Genomic DNA, 16,157 nt, shown 5'->3' on the forward strand with positions numbered 1-16,157 from the left:
CGTCACACCCAGGCCGTGTACACGACCGCGCGGCTGTCCGGGCCGCCGTGGGTGAGCTCGCGCATCAGGCAGTCGGTGCCCTCCTCCGGGTCGATCAGCCGGATGCCGCGCCGGTCCAGGTCGCGGGCCAGCTCGTCGGACACCATCCCGGTGTGCTCGCCGCTGGGCACCCACGGTCCCCAGTGCACGGTCACCACCCGGCAGCCGGTGCGCTCGGCGAACGCGGTGCCCAATGTCTCCAGCGAGTCGTTGCCCGCCGCGTAGTCGATCTGGCCGGGGTTGCCGAACACGCCGGACACGCTGCCGAAGAACAGCGTCAGGCCGGGTCGCACGCCCGCCTCGGTGATCCCGTCGAGCAGCGCCCGCGCGCCGTCGACCTTGGTCGAGTAGACGAAGCGGAACGACTCGTCGTCCTTGTCCAGCATCAGCTTGTCGTCCAGCACGCCGGAGGCGTAGACGACCGCGTCGAGCCTGCCGTGCCGGGCGTGCACGTCCTTGATCAGCTGCCGCACCGCGGCGCCGTCGCGCACGTCGACCTGCCGGTAGTCCACCCGGCCGCCCGCCGCGCGGATCTGGGCGACGGTCGAGGACACCTCGCGCTGGGTCACGATGGCGCGCACCGCGCGCTCGATCTCCGGCAGCGGCGTGCCGCCCGCGGCCAGCGCGGCGCGCAGGCCGTTCTCGTCGGCGGTGGCCAGCTCCGGCGACAGCGCCGACTCCGGCGGCCAGGGCGTCCGGCCGGCCAGTTCCAGCTGGCAGCCCGCGGCGGCGGCCAGGGCGATGCCGCACCGGGCGGTGATGCCGCGCGCGCCGCCGAGGACCAGCACGACCGAGTCGCGGTCCAGGCCCAGCTCGCCCGCGCCCGCCGCGTCCAGCTCGGCCTCGACCACCTCGAAGGTGAACCGGTCGGTGCCGCTGTGCCGGACCACCGGCAGCTCGGCCCGATCGGCCAGCTCGCCCGCCAGCAGCCTGGCCAGCGCGACGGGGTCGATGTCCGGCTCCACCTCGACCAGACGGGCCAGCAGGTCCGGCCGCTCGACCTGCACCGAGCGCAGCATCCCGCGCAGCCCGGCGGTGTGCGTGGGCGCCTGCCCGGCCTCGTGCGGGGTGACGACCACCAGCGTGCCGGTACCCGCGGCCACCGCGTCGCGCAGGGTGGCGAACACCTGCGGCGCGATCGGCTCGTCGGCCGGGGTCAGCGGAGTGAGCAGGACCAGGGTGTCGGCGTCGTCGGTCGTGGTGGTGGCGCCGTGCGCGGTCACCATCTCGGCGACCGCGGCCGCGTGCTCGATCCGGGAGGGGTCGTGCACCACGCGCACCCGCTTGCCGGACAGGTCGGGCGCCGCCGCCACCGCGGCCGTGGGTACCGCGCGCTGCAGGAACCGGCGCGGCCGCACCCCGGTGATCTCCCGTTCGACGACCGGCGCGGGCGCGGCGCCGATGCCCATGCGCTCCTCCAGCCAGTACGCCATGGCCTGCGCGCTGCGCCTGCGGTGCAGCTCGTCGTGCACCGTGCCCTCGACGGTCACGCCGAGCTTGGCGATCAGCGTGCCCGCGATCTCGGTGCGCTTGATCGAGTCGATGGACAGGTCGGCCTCCAGGTCGAGGTCGCCGTCGATCATCTCCGGCGGGTAGCCGGTCCGCGCGCTGATCACCTCGACCACCGCGGCCAGCACGTCCACCGGACCGTCCACAACGGACACCTCGGCGACCGCGTCGGCGGGGGCCGCCGCGGCCTCGGTGAGCGCGGGCGCCTGCTCCAGCACCGGGGCCGCCGCCATCAGCACCGGCGCGGCCGGGGCGAGCGGCGCGGCGGGGGCGGCGGCCGCGGCGCCGAAACCGAGGTAGCCGAGCAGCACGTCGCGCTGCGCGGTGACCATCTCCCGGTTGGTGCGCAGGAAGGCGGCGACGACCTCGTCGCGGGGGTCGCGCTCGGTGGACGTGGTGTCGGTTGACATCAGGGACCTCGTGATTCGTCGGGCGGGGACCAGGGCCCCGGGCGGGATGGTGCCGTCGGCGCGGCGGACCAGCTGGCCGTCGACCGTCCAGGGGGCGACGCCCGCGGCGGGCGTCGCGGCCGACAGGGTCCGGTCGCGGCCGCGCACGAGCCAGTCGGTGTCGACCGGCACCCCCGCGGCGGCCAGCCGGGCGAGCGCGGTCAGCAGGCCGCGCAGTCCTGGGGCGCCGGGGTCGGTGGCCACGGCGGTGTGCGGGGCGTCGCCGAGGATCGCGCCGACCAGGCCGGTGAGCACCGAGCCGGGGCCGACCTCGACGAAGGTGCGCGCGCCCGCGGCGTGCATGGCGCGCACCTGCTCGACGAAGCGCACCGGCGAGGCGACCTGGGCGGCCAGCTCGGCCCGAACGTCCGCACCGGACCCCGTCTCCGGGGATTCCGGGGACCCGTAGGGCGCCGCGGTCCGGTTGGCGTACACCGGGAGCCGGGGCGCGCGCAGGTCCTCCTCGGCCAGTGCGGCGGCGAACAGGTCGGCGGCGGGCGCCACCACGGCGCTGTGGAACGCGCAGGCGACCGGGAGCCGCTTGGCGGACAGTCCCTCGCCGCTCAGCCGTTCCACCGCGGCGGTCACCCGCTCGGTCGGACCGGACAGCACGATCTGCTCGGGGCCGTTGTGGTTGGCCAGCACCACGTCGCCGTCCAGGTCCCACTCCCGCAGCAGCGCGGCGACCGTGTCGGCGGGCGCGCGCACGGCGGCCATGGTGCCCGGATCGGCGCCCGCCGCGGTCATGATCGCCTCGGCCCGCCGGGCGCTGAGCCGCAGCAGGGTGGCCCGGTCGAACGCGCCCGCCGCGGCGAGCGCGACCAGCTCGCCGTAGCTGTGCCCGCCCAGCAGGTCCGCGCGCACGCCCACCCTGGTGAGCAGCTCGTGCACGGCCGTGCCCGCGATCCCGAGCGCGGGCTGGGCGGCGCGGGTGTCGCGCAGCGCGACGTCCTGTTCCGCGGCGGCGTCCGGGTGGAACGCGGTGGGCGGGAACATCAGCGGGGCGACCGCGTCGGCCGCGCCGTCCAGGCTCGCGCGCAGGTCCGGGAACGCGACGAACAGGTCGGCGAGCATGCCGGTGCGCTGGCTGCCCTGGCCGGGGAACAGGAACGCCACCTTGCCGGGGTCGGCGTCGGGCACGGCCGGGAACAGCGCCCGGTCCGGCCTGCCGTCGACCGCCGCGGCCAACGCCCGCGCCAGCTCGGCGTGGTCGCGCGCCACGACGGCGAACTTCACCGGCTCCCGCCGCGGCCAGGACGACACCAGGGCCGCGAGGTCCGCCAGCGACCGCGCCCCGCTGCCGACCGCGTCCGTGGTGAACGCCAGCAGGTCCTTGACCGCCGAGACCGAGCGCAGCAGGAACAGCTCGGCGTCCCAGTCGCGCAGCGCGTGCCGGTCCAGCGGGCCGCCGGGGCCGGTGGTCAGCACGGCGTGGAAGTTGGTGCCGCCGAAGCCGAACGCGCTCACCCCGGCCACCCGCCGCTCACGCGGCGTCAGCCACGGCCGCGACGAGGTGCTGAAGGTGAACGGGCTGCGCTCGCGATCCCAGCCCGCGACCGGCTCGGACACGTGCAGGGTCGGCGGGATGACGCCGAACCACAGCGACAGCGCGGTCTTGATCACGCCTGCCAGGCCTGCCGCACACTTGGCGTGCCCGATCTGGCTCTTCACCGAGCCCAGCGCGCAGGACGCGGGCGCGGCGCCCGCGTCGGCGAAGAACCCGGTCAGCGTGGCCAGCTCGGTACCGTCGCCGACCACCGTGCCGGTGCCGTGCGCCTCGACCAGCCCGACTGTCGCCGGGGACACGCCCGCCATCCGGTACGCCCGCTCCATCGCCCGCCGCTGGCCCTCCGGGCGCGGGGCGGTGAGGCCGAGGGAGCGGCCGTCGCTGGCCGTGCCGACACCGCGGACCACCGCATAGACCCGGTCGCCGTCGCGTTCGGCGTCGGCCAGCCGCTTGAGCACCAGGCAGGCCACGCCCTCGCCAAGCGAGATACCGTCGCTGTCGCTGCTGAACGGCCTGCACCGGCCGGTGGGCGAGAGCGCGCCTGCCGAGGTGAACGCCAGGTAGTCGGCGATGCCGTTGTGCACGTCCACCGCGCCGCACAGCACCATGTCGCTGCCCTCGTGCGCGAGGTCCCGGCAGGCCAGGTCCAGCGCGGCCAGCGAGGAGCCGCAGGCGGCGTCCACGGTGAAGTTGGCGCCGCCCAGGTCGAGCCGGTTGGCGATGCGGCCCGCGATGACGTTGGTGAGCGTGCCGGGGAAGGAGTCCTCGGTCACCATCGGCAGCTGCGCCAGCAGCTCGTCCGGCAGACCGTCCAACCAGGACGGCAGCAGCGCGCCCGCGATGTTGGCGTTGGCCAGGTCGCCGCCCGCCTCCGCGCCGAAGATCACGCTGGTGCGCTCGCGCGGGAAGGCGCGGTCCAGGTAGCCCGCGTCGGCCAGCGCGCGGCGGGCCACCTCCAGCGAGAGCAGCTGGGCCGGGTCGATGCTGCCCATGGACGCGGGCGGGATGCCGAAGGAGGTCGGGTCGAACGGCACCTGCGGCAGGAAACCGCCCCACTTGGACGGGGTCGTCCCGCGTTCGCCGCCGCCCTGGCGGAAGAAGATGCGCGAGTCCCAGCGGTCCGGCGACACCTCGGTCACCTCGTCGCGGCCGCGCAGGATCCCCGACCAGAACCCGGGCAGGTCGGTGGTGCCGGGGAACACGCACGCCATGCCGACGATCGCGACGTCGACCGGGGCCAGCTCCGGCTCCTCCACCCGCGCCTGCACGAACTGCCTGGCGCCCAACAGGTCCGCGGCGTCCGCGGTCACCTGGCGGTGCAGGGTGGCGATGTCGGTCAGCTCGTCGCGCAGCACCGCGACCTGGCCGACCATGTACATGCCCTCGGCGACCTGGCCGTCCTCGTCCACCCGGACCAGCTCCGCGCCCTCGCGGCGCAGGCCCTTGCTGGCGATGCGCAACCGGCCGACGTTGAGCTCCTCCAGCACCTGCCACCGGTCCCGCACGGACACGCCGCGCTCGGTGAGGTCGGCGGCGACGGCCTGGAACTGGTCGACGAACGGGCTCGGCAGGCACCGGGTCTCGTGGCCGGGCGCGGTGCGCACGGTGACGGTGCGGTCGGCGTCCATCACCTCGCGCTGGTACCGGCCGGTGATCGCGCCGTGCCGCACGGCCTCCTCGGTGAACAGGTAGGCGGTGCCCATCAGCACGCCGATCCCGGCGCCCCGGCGGGCGGCTGGCGCGGCCATCGCGGCCACCGCGGCGGCGGAGACCTCGTCGTGCACGCCACCGGCGAACAGGACCTCCACATCGGACACGTCGGCCCGCTCGGCCAGCACGCCGAGCTGGGCCTCCCACAGCGAGAAGCTGGAGCGTGGGCCGATGTGGCCGCCGCACTCCATGCCCTCGAACACGAACCGGCGCACGCCCTGGTCGAGGAACTGGCCCAGCAGCGTGGGCGATGGCACGTGCAGGTAGGCGGTGATGCCCTCGGCCTCCAGGGCGGCGGCCTGCGCCGGGGTGCCGCCCGCGACCAGCACGCTGGCCGGGCGCACCGCGCGGATCGCGGCCAGCTGGGCGGCGCGCAGCTCCTCGGGGACGAAGCCCAGGATGCCCGCGCCCCAGGGGCGGTCACCGAGCAGGTCACCGGTCTCTCTCAGCAGTGCCTCGGTGCGCGGGCCGTCGGCGAGGGCGACCGCGACATACGGCATGGCGCCCTGCTCGGCCACCGCGAGGGCGAACCCGGGCTGGTCGCTCACCCGGGTCATCGGGCCCTGCGCGATGGCGTGCTCGACACCGAGCGACCGGCACACCGGGGCGCCCTGCGCGCGCGGGTCGACATCGACGCCCGCGGTGTCCAGGTCCCGTTGCAGGGCACGCACGAACGCCTCGGCCGAGCGGTAGCGGCCCGCGAGGCTCGACGCGAGGTGGGCGTCCTCGCCGAGCGGCAGGTCGGTGCCGCGCAGCACCCGGTGGCCGTCCCGCAGTTCGGTCTCGGTGCCATCCGCGGCGGCCAGTCGGGCACGCGATTCGGACGACAGGTCGCTTTCGGTGAAAAGCCCCAATTGGCTGTCCAGCACGACACCCGCCGCGCCCACCGCCACCGCGCCGAGCGCGGTGTGCGGGCCGATTCCGCCGCGCACCCACACCGGGGCGTCCAGCGGCAACAACCGTTGCAGCAGCACGAACGAGGTCAGCTCGCCGACCGCACCCGCGGCCTCGACCCCCACCGCCACCAGCCCGTGCGCGCCCGCGTCCAGCGCGGCGCGCGCGGCGTCGACCTCGGTCACCTCCACCAGGACCGGCAGGTGCGCCGCCACCTCCGCGACCGACCACGGCGCGTCCGGGCCGAGCACCACCAGTTCCACGCCGTGCCCGGCCAGGTCGGCCGGGGACAGCGGGCAGCCGGGCCGCACCCGGGCGCCGACCCGGTCGGCCAACCCGGCCGCGCGGGCCAGGACGGCCGGGGCGTCGGCGTCCAGGTCGAGCACCCCCAGTCCGCCGCCCCGGCCGACAGCGCCCGCCAGCCGCGGGTCGGGCAGCTCGAAGGGGCTCATCCCGAGCACGCGCCACCGGGCACCGACCTGCGCGTCCGACATCGCGCCTCCTATTTCCGTGAGCTGGTCGTTCGGCCGCCGTCGAGCCACGGCCATTTCCGGGAAAATGTGAACACCGCATGGCGGCTCGCTGACAATGCCCGCATCGATGGCCGGTTGGCCACATTCAAAGAATAGGTTTGAGTGCGGCTTGAGCGGAATTTCAGCCAACCGGCACCACACCTCGGAACGTGTTAGCGTCGCGGGCGTCCAGGAATTCACTGATGCCATTTTCCCAGATTCAGCGACATAGTTCGCAGGTACGCAGGGAGAACTCATGGAGCTCACCGGTCGCGTGGCCGTGCTCACCGGGGCGGGCCACGGCATGGGCGCGGCGATGGCCAGACGGTTCGCCGCCGAGGGGGCGCGCGGAATCGTGGTCTCCGACCTCGACGGCCGGTCCGCCGCCGAGGTGGCCGCGTCGATCAACGCCGCGGGCGGCCGCGCGGTGGCCAGGGCCGCGGACGCGGCCAGCAAGACCGACCTGCGGGCGCTGGTCGCGCTCGCCAACGAGCTGTACGGCGGCCTGGACGTGTTCTGCTCCAACGCGGGCCTGGCCGTCGGCACCGGTGTGCACGCCTCCGACGAGCAGTGGCAGAAGTCGTTCGGGCTCAACGTCCTGCAGCACGTCTACGCCGCGCAGGCCGCGCTGCCCACCATGCTCGCCGCCCGCGAGGGCTATCTGCTGATCACCGCCTCCAGCGCGGGCCTGCTCAGCCTGCCCGGCGACGCGCCCTACTCGGTGACCAAGCGCGCCGCGGTGGCACTGGCCGAATGGCTCGCGGTGACCTACCGCAGCCGCGGCATCCGGGTCAGCGCGCTGTGCCCGCTCGGCGTGCGCACCCCGTTCCTGGAGGACGGTGTGCGCGCCAACCACCCGGCCGCGGCCGCGGTCGTGGCAATGGGCCCGCTGATGGAGCCGGAGGAGGTCGCCGACGTGGTGATCACCGCGATGCGCCAGGAGAAACTGCTGATCCTGCCGCACGCCAGCGCGGGCGAGAGCTACGCGCGCAAGGCGGCCGACCCGGACGAGTGGCTGCGCGAGACCATCGCCACCCTGCCCACCCGGCAGCCCGCCGCGGACACGTCCGGTATCACGACCGGGAGGGGATGAGCCGTGCGATACCGGCACCTGGGCAACTCCGGTCTGATGGTCAGCGAGATCGGCTTCGGCAACTGGGTGACCTTCGAGAGCGGCGCCGCGGCGGAAGCCTGCGTGCGGACCGCGATCGACGAGGGCATCACGCTGTTCAACACCGCGGCGGCATGGGGCAGGGGCGGTGCGGAGGAGTCCCTGGCGCGCGGCCTCAACGGCGTCCCGCGGGACGCGGTCGTGCTCAGCACCGGCGTGTTCTGGCCGGAGGACGACGCCCCGCACCAGGGCGGCCTGAGCCGCAAGAACCTCTTCGCCTCGCTGCACGGGTCCCTGCGCAGGCTGCAGACCGACCACATCGACCTCTACCACCTGCTGCGCTACGACTACCAGACCCCGCTGGAGGAGACCTTCATCGCCCTGTCCGACATGGTGCGGCAGGGAAAGGTGCATTACGTGGCCACCTCGGAGTGGACCGCGGAGCAGATCCAGCAGGCCGCCGCACTGGCCGAACGGCACCGGGTGCCGCTGGTGGGCAACCAGCCGCAGTACTCGATGCTCTGGCGGGTACCGGAGTCCCAGGTGATCCCGGTCTGCGAGCGGCTGGGCATCGGCCAGCTGGCCGTCGTCTCGCTCGCCCAGGGCGTGCTCGCGGGCCGTTATAACGGTGGGAATTTCCCAGCGGATTCCCGGGTCGCCACCGGCGGCGACCTGGCCCGCGCGCTCATCTGGCCGTTGCTGCACGAGGACCTGCTCGGCCGGATCGAGCCGCTGTGCGGGGTCGCCGGGCACTGCGGGCTGACCATGGCCCAGCTGGCTTTGGCGTGGGTGCTGCAAAACCCGCTGGTGGCCACCGTGATTACCGGCGCGTCCCGGCCGGAACAGATCAGGGAGAACGTGGGCGCGGTGGGCGTGACGCTTGAGCTGGATGTCCTAGGACAGGTGGACCAGCTATTGGGAACTTTCGTACAAACCGACCCAAGGCTGACATTCACACCACCGCAATATCGGGCAATAGATCCGGCAACGTTGTAGTCCCCGGTGGCAACAAACCGCCCCTATAATGGCTGGGCGGTCCGACCGACCGCTTTCTCTTACTGTGAACGGCGAATCCGTCTTCCGGCACCCGGCGCGCCCGGGTGCCGGTGTCCCGAGGCGGCCGCCGTTCCCGATCGGGCGCGTCGTGCCGGCCGACGAGGAAAGCGAGGCGCCCCAGCCCTGCGGACGGAGACAACACCATGGAGGTCGAGATCCGCCATCTGCGCGTGATCGTGGCCATCGCCGAGTCCGGGAGCCTCAACCGCGCCTCGAAGGTGCTCGGGCTGTCCCAACCCGGACTCACCGGTCAGCTGCAGAGAATCGAGAACACCCTGGGTGGCCAGCTGTTCTTCCGCGCCGAACGGGGATCCAGCCCCACCCCGTTCGGGCACAACGTGCTCGCCGAGGCCCGCGCCGTGCTGCGCGGGCTGCAGGGCATCCGCCGCCGGGCCGAGTCCCAGGCCCAGCTGGCGGGCGCGCCCCCGGTGCGGGTGGGCGGCTGCGGCGGCCCACTGCACATCGAGCTGAGCCGCTGGCTCGACGGCCTGGAGTGGGTTCCCGGGCTGCGCCTGACCGAGGAGAACGACCCCCAGTCCAGCGTCGACCGGGTCGCCAACGGCTCACTGGACCTGGCCGTGGTCTACGAGTGGCCCGGCTTCGGCGCGCGGCTGGCCGAGGGCGTGCACAGCGAGATCATCGTGCCGGAGGAACCGGTGCTGGTCATGCTGGCCCCGGACCACCCACTCGCCGAGGAACACGCGATCCGGCTGGAGGCGGTGTCGGAGTACCCGTGGGTGGACGAGCCCCCCGGCATGAGCCAATGGCCGATCTACCTGCGCCGGGTGTGCCACCGCCACGGCGTGTCGATGGACCAGCAGCACGAGGTCCTGTTCGCCCCCACCGCCCACGAGCTCGTCGCCACCCGCGCGGCCCTGGCCCCCGCCCTGGTCACCGGTCAGGAGATCCCGGGCCGGGTCCGCCTGCGCGGCCTGGTCGGCAGCCCGCTGCGGCAGTGCCTGCGGGTGGTGTACCGGCCGGAGACGCTGGTGGGGGAACACATCGAGGAGGTGTGCGCGGAACTGGTCGACATCTACCAGCGACAGGGCGCGCGCAACGAGTACTTCCGTCGGTGGTGGGCCAACGAGGGCAGACACCTGGCACCCACGTTCTGAATAGTCCACTGTGGACGCCCCGGGGTCGTTTCCCCGGGGCGTCCGCGGGTATCGGGTCAGGAGGGCAGGGCGTCCACCCACTCGCAGGTGACGCTGAACGTGTCGCCCTCGCCCGCGCTCGTCGCGGCGCCGTCGAAGGTGACGATGAACGAGGTGCCGTGCACCCGGCCCGTCGCCGGGTCCACCACCAGCCGGTAGTCGCCCGGGAGCAACAGGCCCTGGCCACCCGGGACCGGCCCCAGCGTCCGCACGCCGGGTAGCTCGGCCAGCAGCCGGAACGCGGCGGCGCGGGTGCCCGGTTCGGCGGGGACGGTGGACAGCAGCGAGGACAGCGCCAGGTACAGGCCATCGGCTCGGTCGGCGTCGGTCAGCGGGCCAGCGCCGGTGCGGGCGTCGCTGTCGGCCAGCGCGTCGACCAGCACGGCCCGCAGCGCGGCGGGCTCGGTCGGCAGCGCCCGCAGCCGGTCGTAGTCGAGGGTGACCAGGCCCAGCCTGAACACCCGGGACCGGCCGCCCACCATGACCCGGCCCTCGGTCTTCACGTCCCGGAACCACGTCAAGCCGTCCTTGTCGACCCACACGTCGTACGGCGGGTCCACGACCGAGCTGACGCGGACATGCCAATACCTGCCGGAGGTGGCGGGCGCCCGGGCTGCCGCGGTCGCGGCGGCGAGCAGCACCGCCGGCCCGGAGACCGGCGTTTCCTGGCCGGTCACCGGCACAGTCGTCGGCATGAGCCGACCGGTCGCGGGCAGGCTCGTGCTCCCCGACCCCGACGCCGCGGGTGGGCCGGACGGCGGCGACTGCGCGGGCACGACCGCGATCACGACGACGGCGGCGGCAGCACCGGCGGCGACCCCCGCACCCGCGATCCGCCACCCCACGCGGACGCGTGCGGTGGGCGGCCCGTTGGTGATCCGGTTGCGCAGCCGGTGCCCGCTGCGGTCGATGACCTCCTGGTCCGGCTCGGGCACCGCGAGCGTGGAGCGGACCAGCTCGTCGGTCTCGTCAGTCATCGGGAGTCTCCTTGGTGAGAATGGCGTCGAGCTTCCGGCGGGCGCGGCTGAGCCGGGAGCCGACCGTTCCCGCCGAGATCCCCAGGGCGACAGCCACCTCCTCGTAGCCGAGCTGGCCCAGGGCGACCAACAGCAACACGTCCCGCTCCCCCACCGACAGCCGGGCCAGCGCCGCCGCCAGCCGCGGCCGCAGCCCGCGGGCCGCGACGGCGGCGACGACGCGGCTCTCGTGGCTCTCGACCGCGCCGGGCGGCCCGACCCGGGCGAGCGCCCGGTAGTGCCGGGCCTCGGCGCGCCGGTGTCGGGCGAGCAGGTTGGTGGCGATGCCGAACAACCAGACCCGCAGCGTGCCGCGGTCGGGGTCGAACGTGCCGCGCCGGTCGAAGGCGACCAGGAACGTCTCCGCCGCGATGTCCTCCGCGGCCCCGGCGCCCAGTCGCCCGGCGACGTACCGGTAGACGGCCGTGAAGTACCGGTCGTGCACCTCGGTGAACAGCTCCGGGTCCCGCGTGAACCGGGCGGCCAGTTCGGCGTCGGTGACCCGTTCCCCCGTCTCCGCCGTCATGTACCTGCCCCTGTCATCCGGGATCCCCCCGGTCGGCGAACACTCACACCCGTACTTCGCCGCAGGCCGGTTTCCTCTTCCCTCACCTGTCGAGCGCGGCCACCTTCCGCTCCAGTACCGCGCGCTCCCGGTCGTTCCCGCACAGACCTATCGCGGTCGTCAGCTCGGCCCGCGCGTCCTCGATCCGCCCCAGCCGGACCAGCAGTTCCCCGCGCACGCTCGGCAACAGGTGCGAGCCCGCCAGCGAGCCCGCCGCCACCAGCTCGTCCACCACGGCCAACGCCGCCGCTGGCCCCTGCGCCATGGAGATCGCGACCGCCCGGTTCAGGTCGACCACCGGCGACGGCGCGAGCCTGCCCAGCGCCTCGTAGAGCAGCACGACCCGGTCCCAGTCCGTGTCATCCACCGATGGGGCGACGGCGTGACACTCCGCGATCGCCGCCTGGAGGCCGTACGCGCCGAGGCCGCGGCCCACCTTGCCTGCCTGGACGAGGGCCGCGCGGCCACGGCGGATCGCCGACCGGTCCCAGCGGTGGCGTTCCTGGTCGGCGAGCAGCACCGGTTCGCCGTCCGGGCCGGTGCGCGCGGGGAAGCGGGCGGCGGTCAGTTCCAGCAGCGCCAGCAGGCCGTGCACCTCGGGTTCGTCCGGCACCAGCCGGGCCAGCACGCGGGCCAGGCGCTGCGCCTCGCCCGCGAGGTCGAACCGGATCAGGTCGGTGCCCGAGGTGGCCGACGACCCCTCGGTGAAGATCACGTACAGCACGCTGAGCACGGACCCGAGCCGCTCGTGCCGCTCCTGCGCGGTGGGCACCGCGAACGGCACCCTGGCCGCGCCCAGCGTCTTCTTCGCCCGGGTGATGCGGGCCTGCGCGGTCGCCGTCGGCACCAGGCACGCCTTGGCGATCTCGTCGCTGGTCAGACCCCCGACGACGCGCAACGTGAGCGCCACCCGGGACTCCCGGGCCAGCACCGGGTGGCACGCGGTGAAGATCAGCGCGAGCACGTCGTCGTCCACCCGGTCCGGGTCGTAGAGCACGTCCTCCGCGACCTCCTCCTCGGCGAGGACCGCGTACTTCTCGTCCAGCACGGACCGCCTGCGGTAGGTGTCGATCGCCCGCCGCTTGCCGACCGTCAGCAGCCACCCGGCCGGGTTGCGCGGCAGCCCGTCCCGCGGCCAGGTGACCAGCGCCTCGGCCAACGCCTCCTGGGCGAGGTCCTCGGCCAACGCGAGATCGCCGGTGTACCGCGCGAGCGCACCGACGATCCGCGCCGACTCGATCCGCCACACGGCGGCGACGGCCTCCCGGCCGGTGGGGTCGGCCACTCAGAGCTGCCCGGTGGCCTCGCGCCAGGCCCGCTCCTTGATGATCCACTCGTTGTCCTGCGGGAACTCGTCGATGGACGCGACCCGGCGGATCTCGGTCTTGAACCCGGCCCCGCTGATCGGCGACCGCTTCGCCCACTCGACCGCCTCCTCCTTGGAGGCGACGTTGAGGATGTAGAACCCGTTGAACAGCTCCTTGGTCTCCCCGTACGGCCCGTCGGTCACGATCGGCGGCTCCGCGGAGTAATCCACCACGACCCCACCGGCCGCGTCGTCGAGCCCCTCGGCGGCGACCAGCACGCCCGCCCGGATCAGCTCGTCGTTGTACTTGCCGATGGTGGCCAGCATCTCGTCGAAGTCGATGGCACCCATCGACGCGAACGCCTCGTCGGTGGCCCGCATGATCAGCATGTACTTCATGGTGTCGGTCTCCCTGGTTCGTCCGGCCCCTCCCTGGGACCCTCTCACCCTGGAGTCGAACGGCGGACATCCGGGATCGACACACGCCCGAAAGTTTTCCCGGACAACTTTGCGTGACCTATTCGTCACGCTTCGTCCGAACGGGAAAGAAGCATCCCGAGATCGGTCGGACCGGCGCTGAAGGTGATCTCCGCAGTCCACCGGCGACCGTGTCGACCGAGCCCACGGTCAGGCCTGGACGACGTCGCGGAGGGGTTCCGGGATGGACGGGGACGCGCGGCGGGCCATGGTGACGATCTGGTCGAGCATGATCCGCAGCCGCTCCGCCACCTTCCCATCACTCGGCACCCCCGCAGCGTCCAACCGGATCGCCGGACTCGTGGCCGTGATCCCCAACGGCGTCGGCCACCCCCGCAGCGCGTGCGCGATGGTCCGCAGCGTCGCGAGCGTCGAGTACGCCCCCTGATCCCCGTCCCCCACCGCCACACACCCCACCGGACGGCCGTCCAGGAACGGCGAAGGCGCACCGGCAAGATCATTCAGATAGTCGAGTGCGTTCTTGAGAACCCCGGGAACCGTCCCGTGATACGTCGGCGACACCAACAACACCCCATCCGCCTCGGCCACCCCCGACACCAACCGTTGCGCGGCCGCACCACGAAGAGTCGGAAGTGGACGGTAGTGCGGCAGGTCCAGCGCGTCCCCCTCGAACACACTCGTACGAACACCCATCGCGGTCAGCTCGGCGGCGCACCACGTGGTCAGGAGGCCCGTGGTGGAGGCCGGGCGCAGCGAGCCGCCCAGGCAGACGATGTGCGGGGTGGTCATGAGGCGTCCCTTCCGGCCGGGAGGATCAGGTCCGACAGCTCGGCGCGCAGGGTGGCGGGGTCGCCGCCGTGGGCGTGGTGCCAGAGCGCGCGGCGGTACCACTGGTGGGCGGGGTGCTCCCAGGTGAAGCCGACCGCCCCGAGGGTCTGGATGGCCGTCTCCCACGCCGCCACGGCCGTCTCGCGGGTGGCGCAGGCGGCGGCGAGCGCGTCCGCCCGTGCGGACGGTTCGCCCTCGCCGACGCTCCAGGCCGCGCGGTAGGCCAGCGAGTGGGCCAGTTCCACCGAGGCGTACACCTCGGCCAACGGGTGCGCCACGGCCTGGTTCACCCCGATCGGCCTGCCGAACTGCACCCGCGTCCCCGCGTGCTCGACCGCGACGTCCACCGCCCGGCGGGCCGACCCCACGGCCTCGCACGCGTACAGGGTCAGTGCCAGGTCGTCCATCTCGAACGCGCCGTCCAGCGCGCGCGCCGGGGTGCCGTCGAAGACCACGTCGTAGGCGTCGCGGGTGGTGTCCCAGGCGTGCTCGACCGGCACGAGCGTGGTCTGCGACAGGTCGACCACGAACAGCCCGTCGACCACGCAGTCCGCGCAGAGGATGGCGTCCGGCGGCGCGGTGGCGCGGCCGTGCAGCACCCACTCGTCGCCGATCTGCTCGAACGAGTAGTCGCCGGTCTGGGCCAGGGTCGTCGGCCGGGTCAGCGGCACCAGGCCCGCCACGGTCGCGGTGGTCACCCACGGGCCGCGGTGCAGCGCGTATCCGCACTCCTCCGCGATGACGCCCGCGGTGACGGTGTCCAGGTCCGGGTCGGTCCAGCCGAGTTCCACCGCGCGGGCCCAACCGGCCTCGGGCGGGAGGTCGGCCAGGGCTTGTCGGGCGACGTCGGCGATCGCGGTCTGTTCGGCCGTGCGGGCGAAGTCCACCGGTTGTCCTTCCCGTCAGCGGGATTTGGGCAGGCGCAGCACGCGGTGGGCGACGATGTCGCGCAGGATCTCCGACGTGCCGCCTTCGAGCGTGTTGCCGCGGCTGCGCAACAGTTGGGTGCGCCAGTACGCGCGCCACGGGCCGCCGTGCGCGTCGGCGACCCGCACGGCGAGGTGGGCGAGCCGCTGGTTGGCCCGCGACCACCGGAGCTTGACGATCCCGGTCTCCGGCCCCGGGGAACCGGTGCGGCGCAACGTGGTCAGCGACCGCAGGTTGGTCCACCGCAGCCCGGCCAGCTCCACCCACAACGACACCAGCTCGTCGCGCACCAGCGGGTCGTCGTCGGCGCCGCAGTCGCGGGCCATGCCCATCAGCCGGTCCAGCTGGACCTCCAGGCGGGCGGTGAGGGTGAACCCGAACGTGCCGCGCTCGTGGGCGAGGGTGGTCATGGCGACCTTCCACCCGTCCCCCGGCGGACCGACCACCGCGGCCGCGGGTACCCGCACGCCGTCGAACCGGAGTTCGGCGAAGTCGGACGCGCCGGTGATCTGCCGCAACGGCCGCACCTCGACACCCGGCGACGCCAGGTCCACCAGCAGGCAGCTGAGCCCGGCGTGACCGGTGGCGTCCGGGTCGGTGCGGGCGAGCACCAGGCAGTGGTCGGCCAGGGGTGCGTAGGAGGACCAGAGCTTGCCGCCGTCGAGACGGTAGCCGTCGCCGTCGGGGATGGCCCGGGTGCGCACGGCGGCGAGGTCGCTGCCCGCCTCGGACTCGGAGAAGCCCTGGCAGAACACCGTGTCCCCGGACAGGATGCCGGGCAGGAACCGGGCCCGCTGCTCGGGCGTGCCCCAGGCGATGACCGTCGGCCCGACCATGCCGACCCCGATCACCCCGGCGTGCTCGGCCGCCCCGCGCCGCGCGGTCTCCTCCAGGAACACGGCCTGGCAGCCGATCGGGAGATCCTGCCCGCCGTACTCCCTGGGCCAGCCGAGCCCCGCGTACCCGGCCTCCCATAGAGCGGTGGTGTAGCCGCGCACGAACTCGCGGTCCTGCCAGCGTCGCGCGGCGCGCTCGGCGTCGGGCTCGTCCGGCACGGCGGTGGCCAGCCAGTGCCGGAGCCGGGTGCGGAAACTCGCCTCGTCCGGTCCGTCGCGTAGGTCCACGGCACGGACGCT

11 protein-coding genes are annotated in these 16,157 nt (G+C 73.9%); 3 read left to right on the top strand and 8 right to left on the bottom strand.

Annotated elements, in window-relative coordinates; translation table 11 throughout:
* Positions 1-2: 2 nt before the first annotated feature.
* Positions 3-6,602, bottom strand: a complete 6,600-nt coding sequence (locus C503_RS0101955) for a type I polyketide synthase (RefSeq protein ID WP_018680512.1) — start codon at positions 6,600-6,602, stop codon at positions 3-5.
* A gap of 274 nt (positions 6,603-6,876) precedes the next feature.
* On the opposite strand from C503_RS0101955, the gene C503_RS0101960 reads away from it, so the two are divergent.
* The 3 genes from C503_RS0101960 (at position 6,877) to C503_RS0101970 (ending at position 9,902) form a co-directional block, all read left to right on the top strand.
* Positions 6,877-7,713, top strand: a complete 837-nt coding sequence (locus C503_RS0101960; protein ID WP_018680513.1) for an SDR family oxidoreductase — start codon at positions 6,877-6,879, stop codon at positions 7,711-7,713.
* A 3-nt stretch (positions 7,714-7,716) separates the two neighbouring features.
* A complete protein-coding gene (locus tag C503_RS0101965; RefSeq protein WP_018680514.1) occupies positions 7,717-8,727 on the top strand; it encodes an aldo/keto reductase in 1,011 nt (336 codons plus the stop codon).
* A gap of 203 nt (positions 8,728-8,930) precedes the next feature.
* On the top strand, positions 8,931-9,902 hold the full coding sequence (locus tag C503_RS0101970) for a LysR family transcriptional regulator (RefSeq protein ID WP_018680515.1): 972 nt from the start codon (positions 8,931-8,933) through the stop codon (positions 9,900-9,902).
* Between the two features lie 56 nt (positions 9,903-9,958).
* Here the strand turns inward: C503_RS0101970 and C503_RS0101975 are convergent, their stop codons facing one another.
* From C503_RS0101975 to C503_RS0102005, 7 genes are all read right to left on the bottom strand, one after another.
* On the bottom strand, positions 9,959-10,918 hold the full coding sequence (locus C503_RS0101975) for a CU044_5270 family protein (RefSeq protein WP_018680516.1): 960 nt from the start codon (positions 10,916-10,918) through the stop codon (positions 9,959-9,961).
* The gene (locus tag C503_RS0101980) at positions 10,911-11,483 is read right to left on the bottom strand and encodes an RNA polymerase sigma factor (protein WP_018680517.1); all 573 of its coding nucleotides are present in this window, start codon (positions 11,481-11,483) and stop codon (positions 10,911-10,913) included. Before C503_RS0101980 ends, C503_RS0101975 begins: the two co-directional genes overlap by 8 nt.
* Before the next feature lie 82 nt (positions 11,484-11,565).
* Positions 11,566-12,807, bottom strand: a complete 1,242-nt coding sequence (locus C503_RS0101985; protein WP_018680518.1) for an RNA polymerase sigma factor — start codon at positions 12,805-12,807, stop codon at positions 11,566-11,568.
* Positions 12,808-13,227, bottom strand: coding sequence for a YciI family protein (locus C503_RS0101990; protein ID WP_018680519.1), 420 nt, complete (start codon positions 13,225-13,227; stop codon positions 12,808-12,810). It abuts the gene before it with no gap.
* A 228-nt stretch (positions 13,228-13,455) separates the two neighbouring features.
* Positions 13,456-14,055 (bottom strand): NADPH-dependent FMN reductase, encoded by a 600-nt coding sequence (locus C503_RS0101995; protein WP_018680520.1) that lies wholly within the window; start codon positions 14,053-14,055, stop codon positions 13,456-13,458.
* On the bottom strand, positions 14,052-14,981 hold the full coding sequence (locus C503_RS37430; protein WP_018680521.1) for an acyl-CoA dehydrogenase family protein: 930 nt from the start codon (positions 14,979-14,981) through the stop codon (positions 14,052-14,054). The genes C503_RS0101995 and C503_RS37430 overlap by 4 nt, the downstream gene beginning before the upstream one ends.
* 15 nt (positions 14,982-14,996) lie before the next feature.
* Positions 14,997-16,145, bottom strand: coding sequence for an acyl-CoA dehydrogenase family protein (locus C503_RS0102005; protein WP_018680522.1), 1,149 nt, complete (start codon positions 16,143-16,145; stop codon positions 14,997-14,999).
* Between the last annotated feature and the right edge of the window lie 12 nt (positions 16,146-16,157).

The organism is Actinokineospora enzanensis DSM 44649, from assembly GCF_000374445.1.
Classification (GTDB): domain Bacteria; phylum Actinomycetota; class Actinomycetes; order Mycobacteriales; family Pseudonocardiaceae; genus Actinokineospora; species Actinokineospora enzanensis.

What these genes read in the sequence shown, in the direction of transcription:
- C503_RS0101955 (WP_018680512.1), bottom strand. Translation starts at nt 6,602, where the DNA reads ATGTCGGACGCGCAGGTCGGTGCCCGGTGGCGCGTGCTCGGGATGAGC.
- C503_RS0101995 (WP_018680520.1), bottom strand. Translation starts at nt 14,055, where the DNA reads ATGACCACCCCGCACATCGTCTGCCTGGGCGGCTCGCTGCGCCCGGCC.
- C503_RS0101970 (WP_018680515.1), top strand. Translation starts at nt 8,931, where the DNA reads ATGGAGGTCGAGATCCGCCATCTGCGCGTGATCGTGGCCATCGCCGAG.
- C503_RS0101980 (WP_018680517.1), bottom strand. Translation starts at nt 11,483, where the DNA reads ATGACGGCGGAGACGGGGGAACGGGTCACCGACGCCGAACTGGCCGCC.
- C503_RS0101960 (WP_018680513.1), top strand. Translation starts at nt 6,877, where the DNA reads ATGGAGCTCACCGGTCGCGTGGCCGTGCTCACCGGGGCGGGCCACGGC.
- C503_RS0101975 (WP_018680516.1), bottom strand. Translation starts at nt 10,918, where the DNA reads ATGACTGACGAGACCGACGAGCTGGTCCGCTCCACGCTCGCGGTGCCC.
- C503_RS0101990 (WP_018680519.1), bottom strand. Translation starts at nt 13,227, where the DNA reads ATGAAGTACATGCTGATCATGCGGGCCACCGACGAGGCGTTCGCGTCG.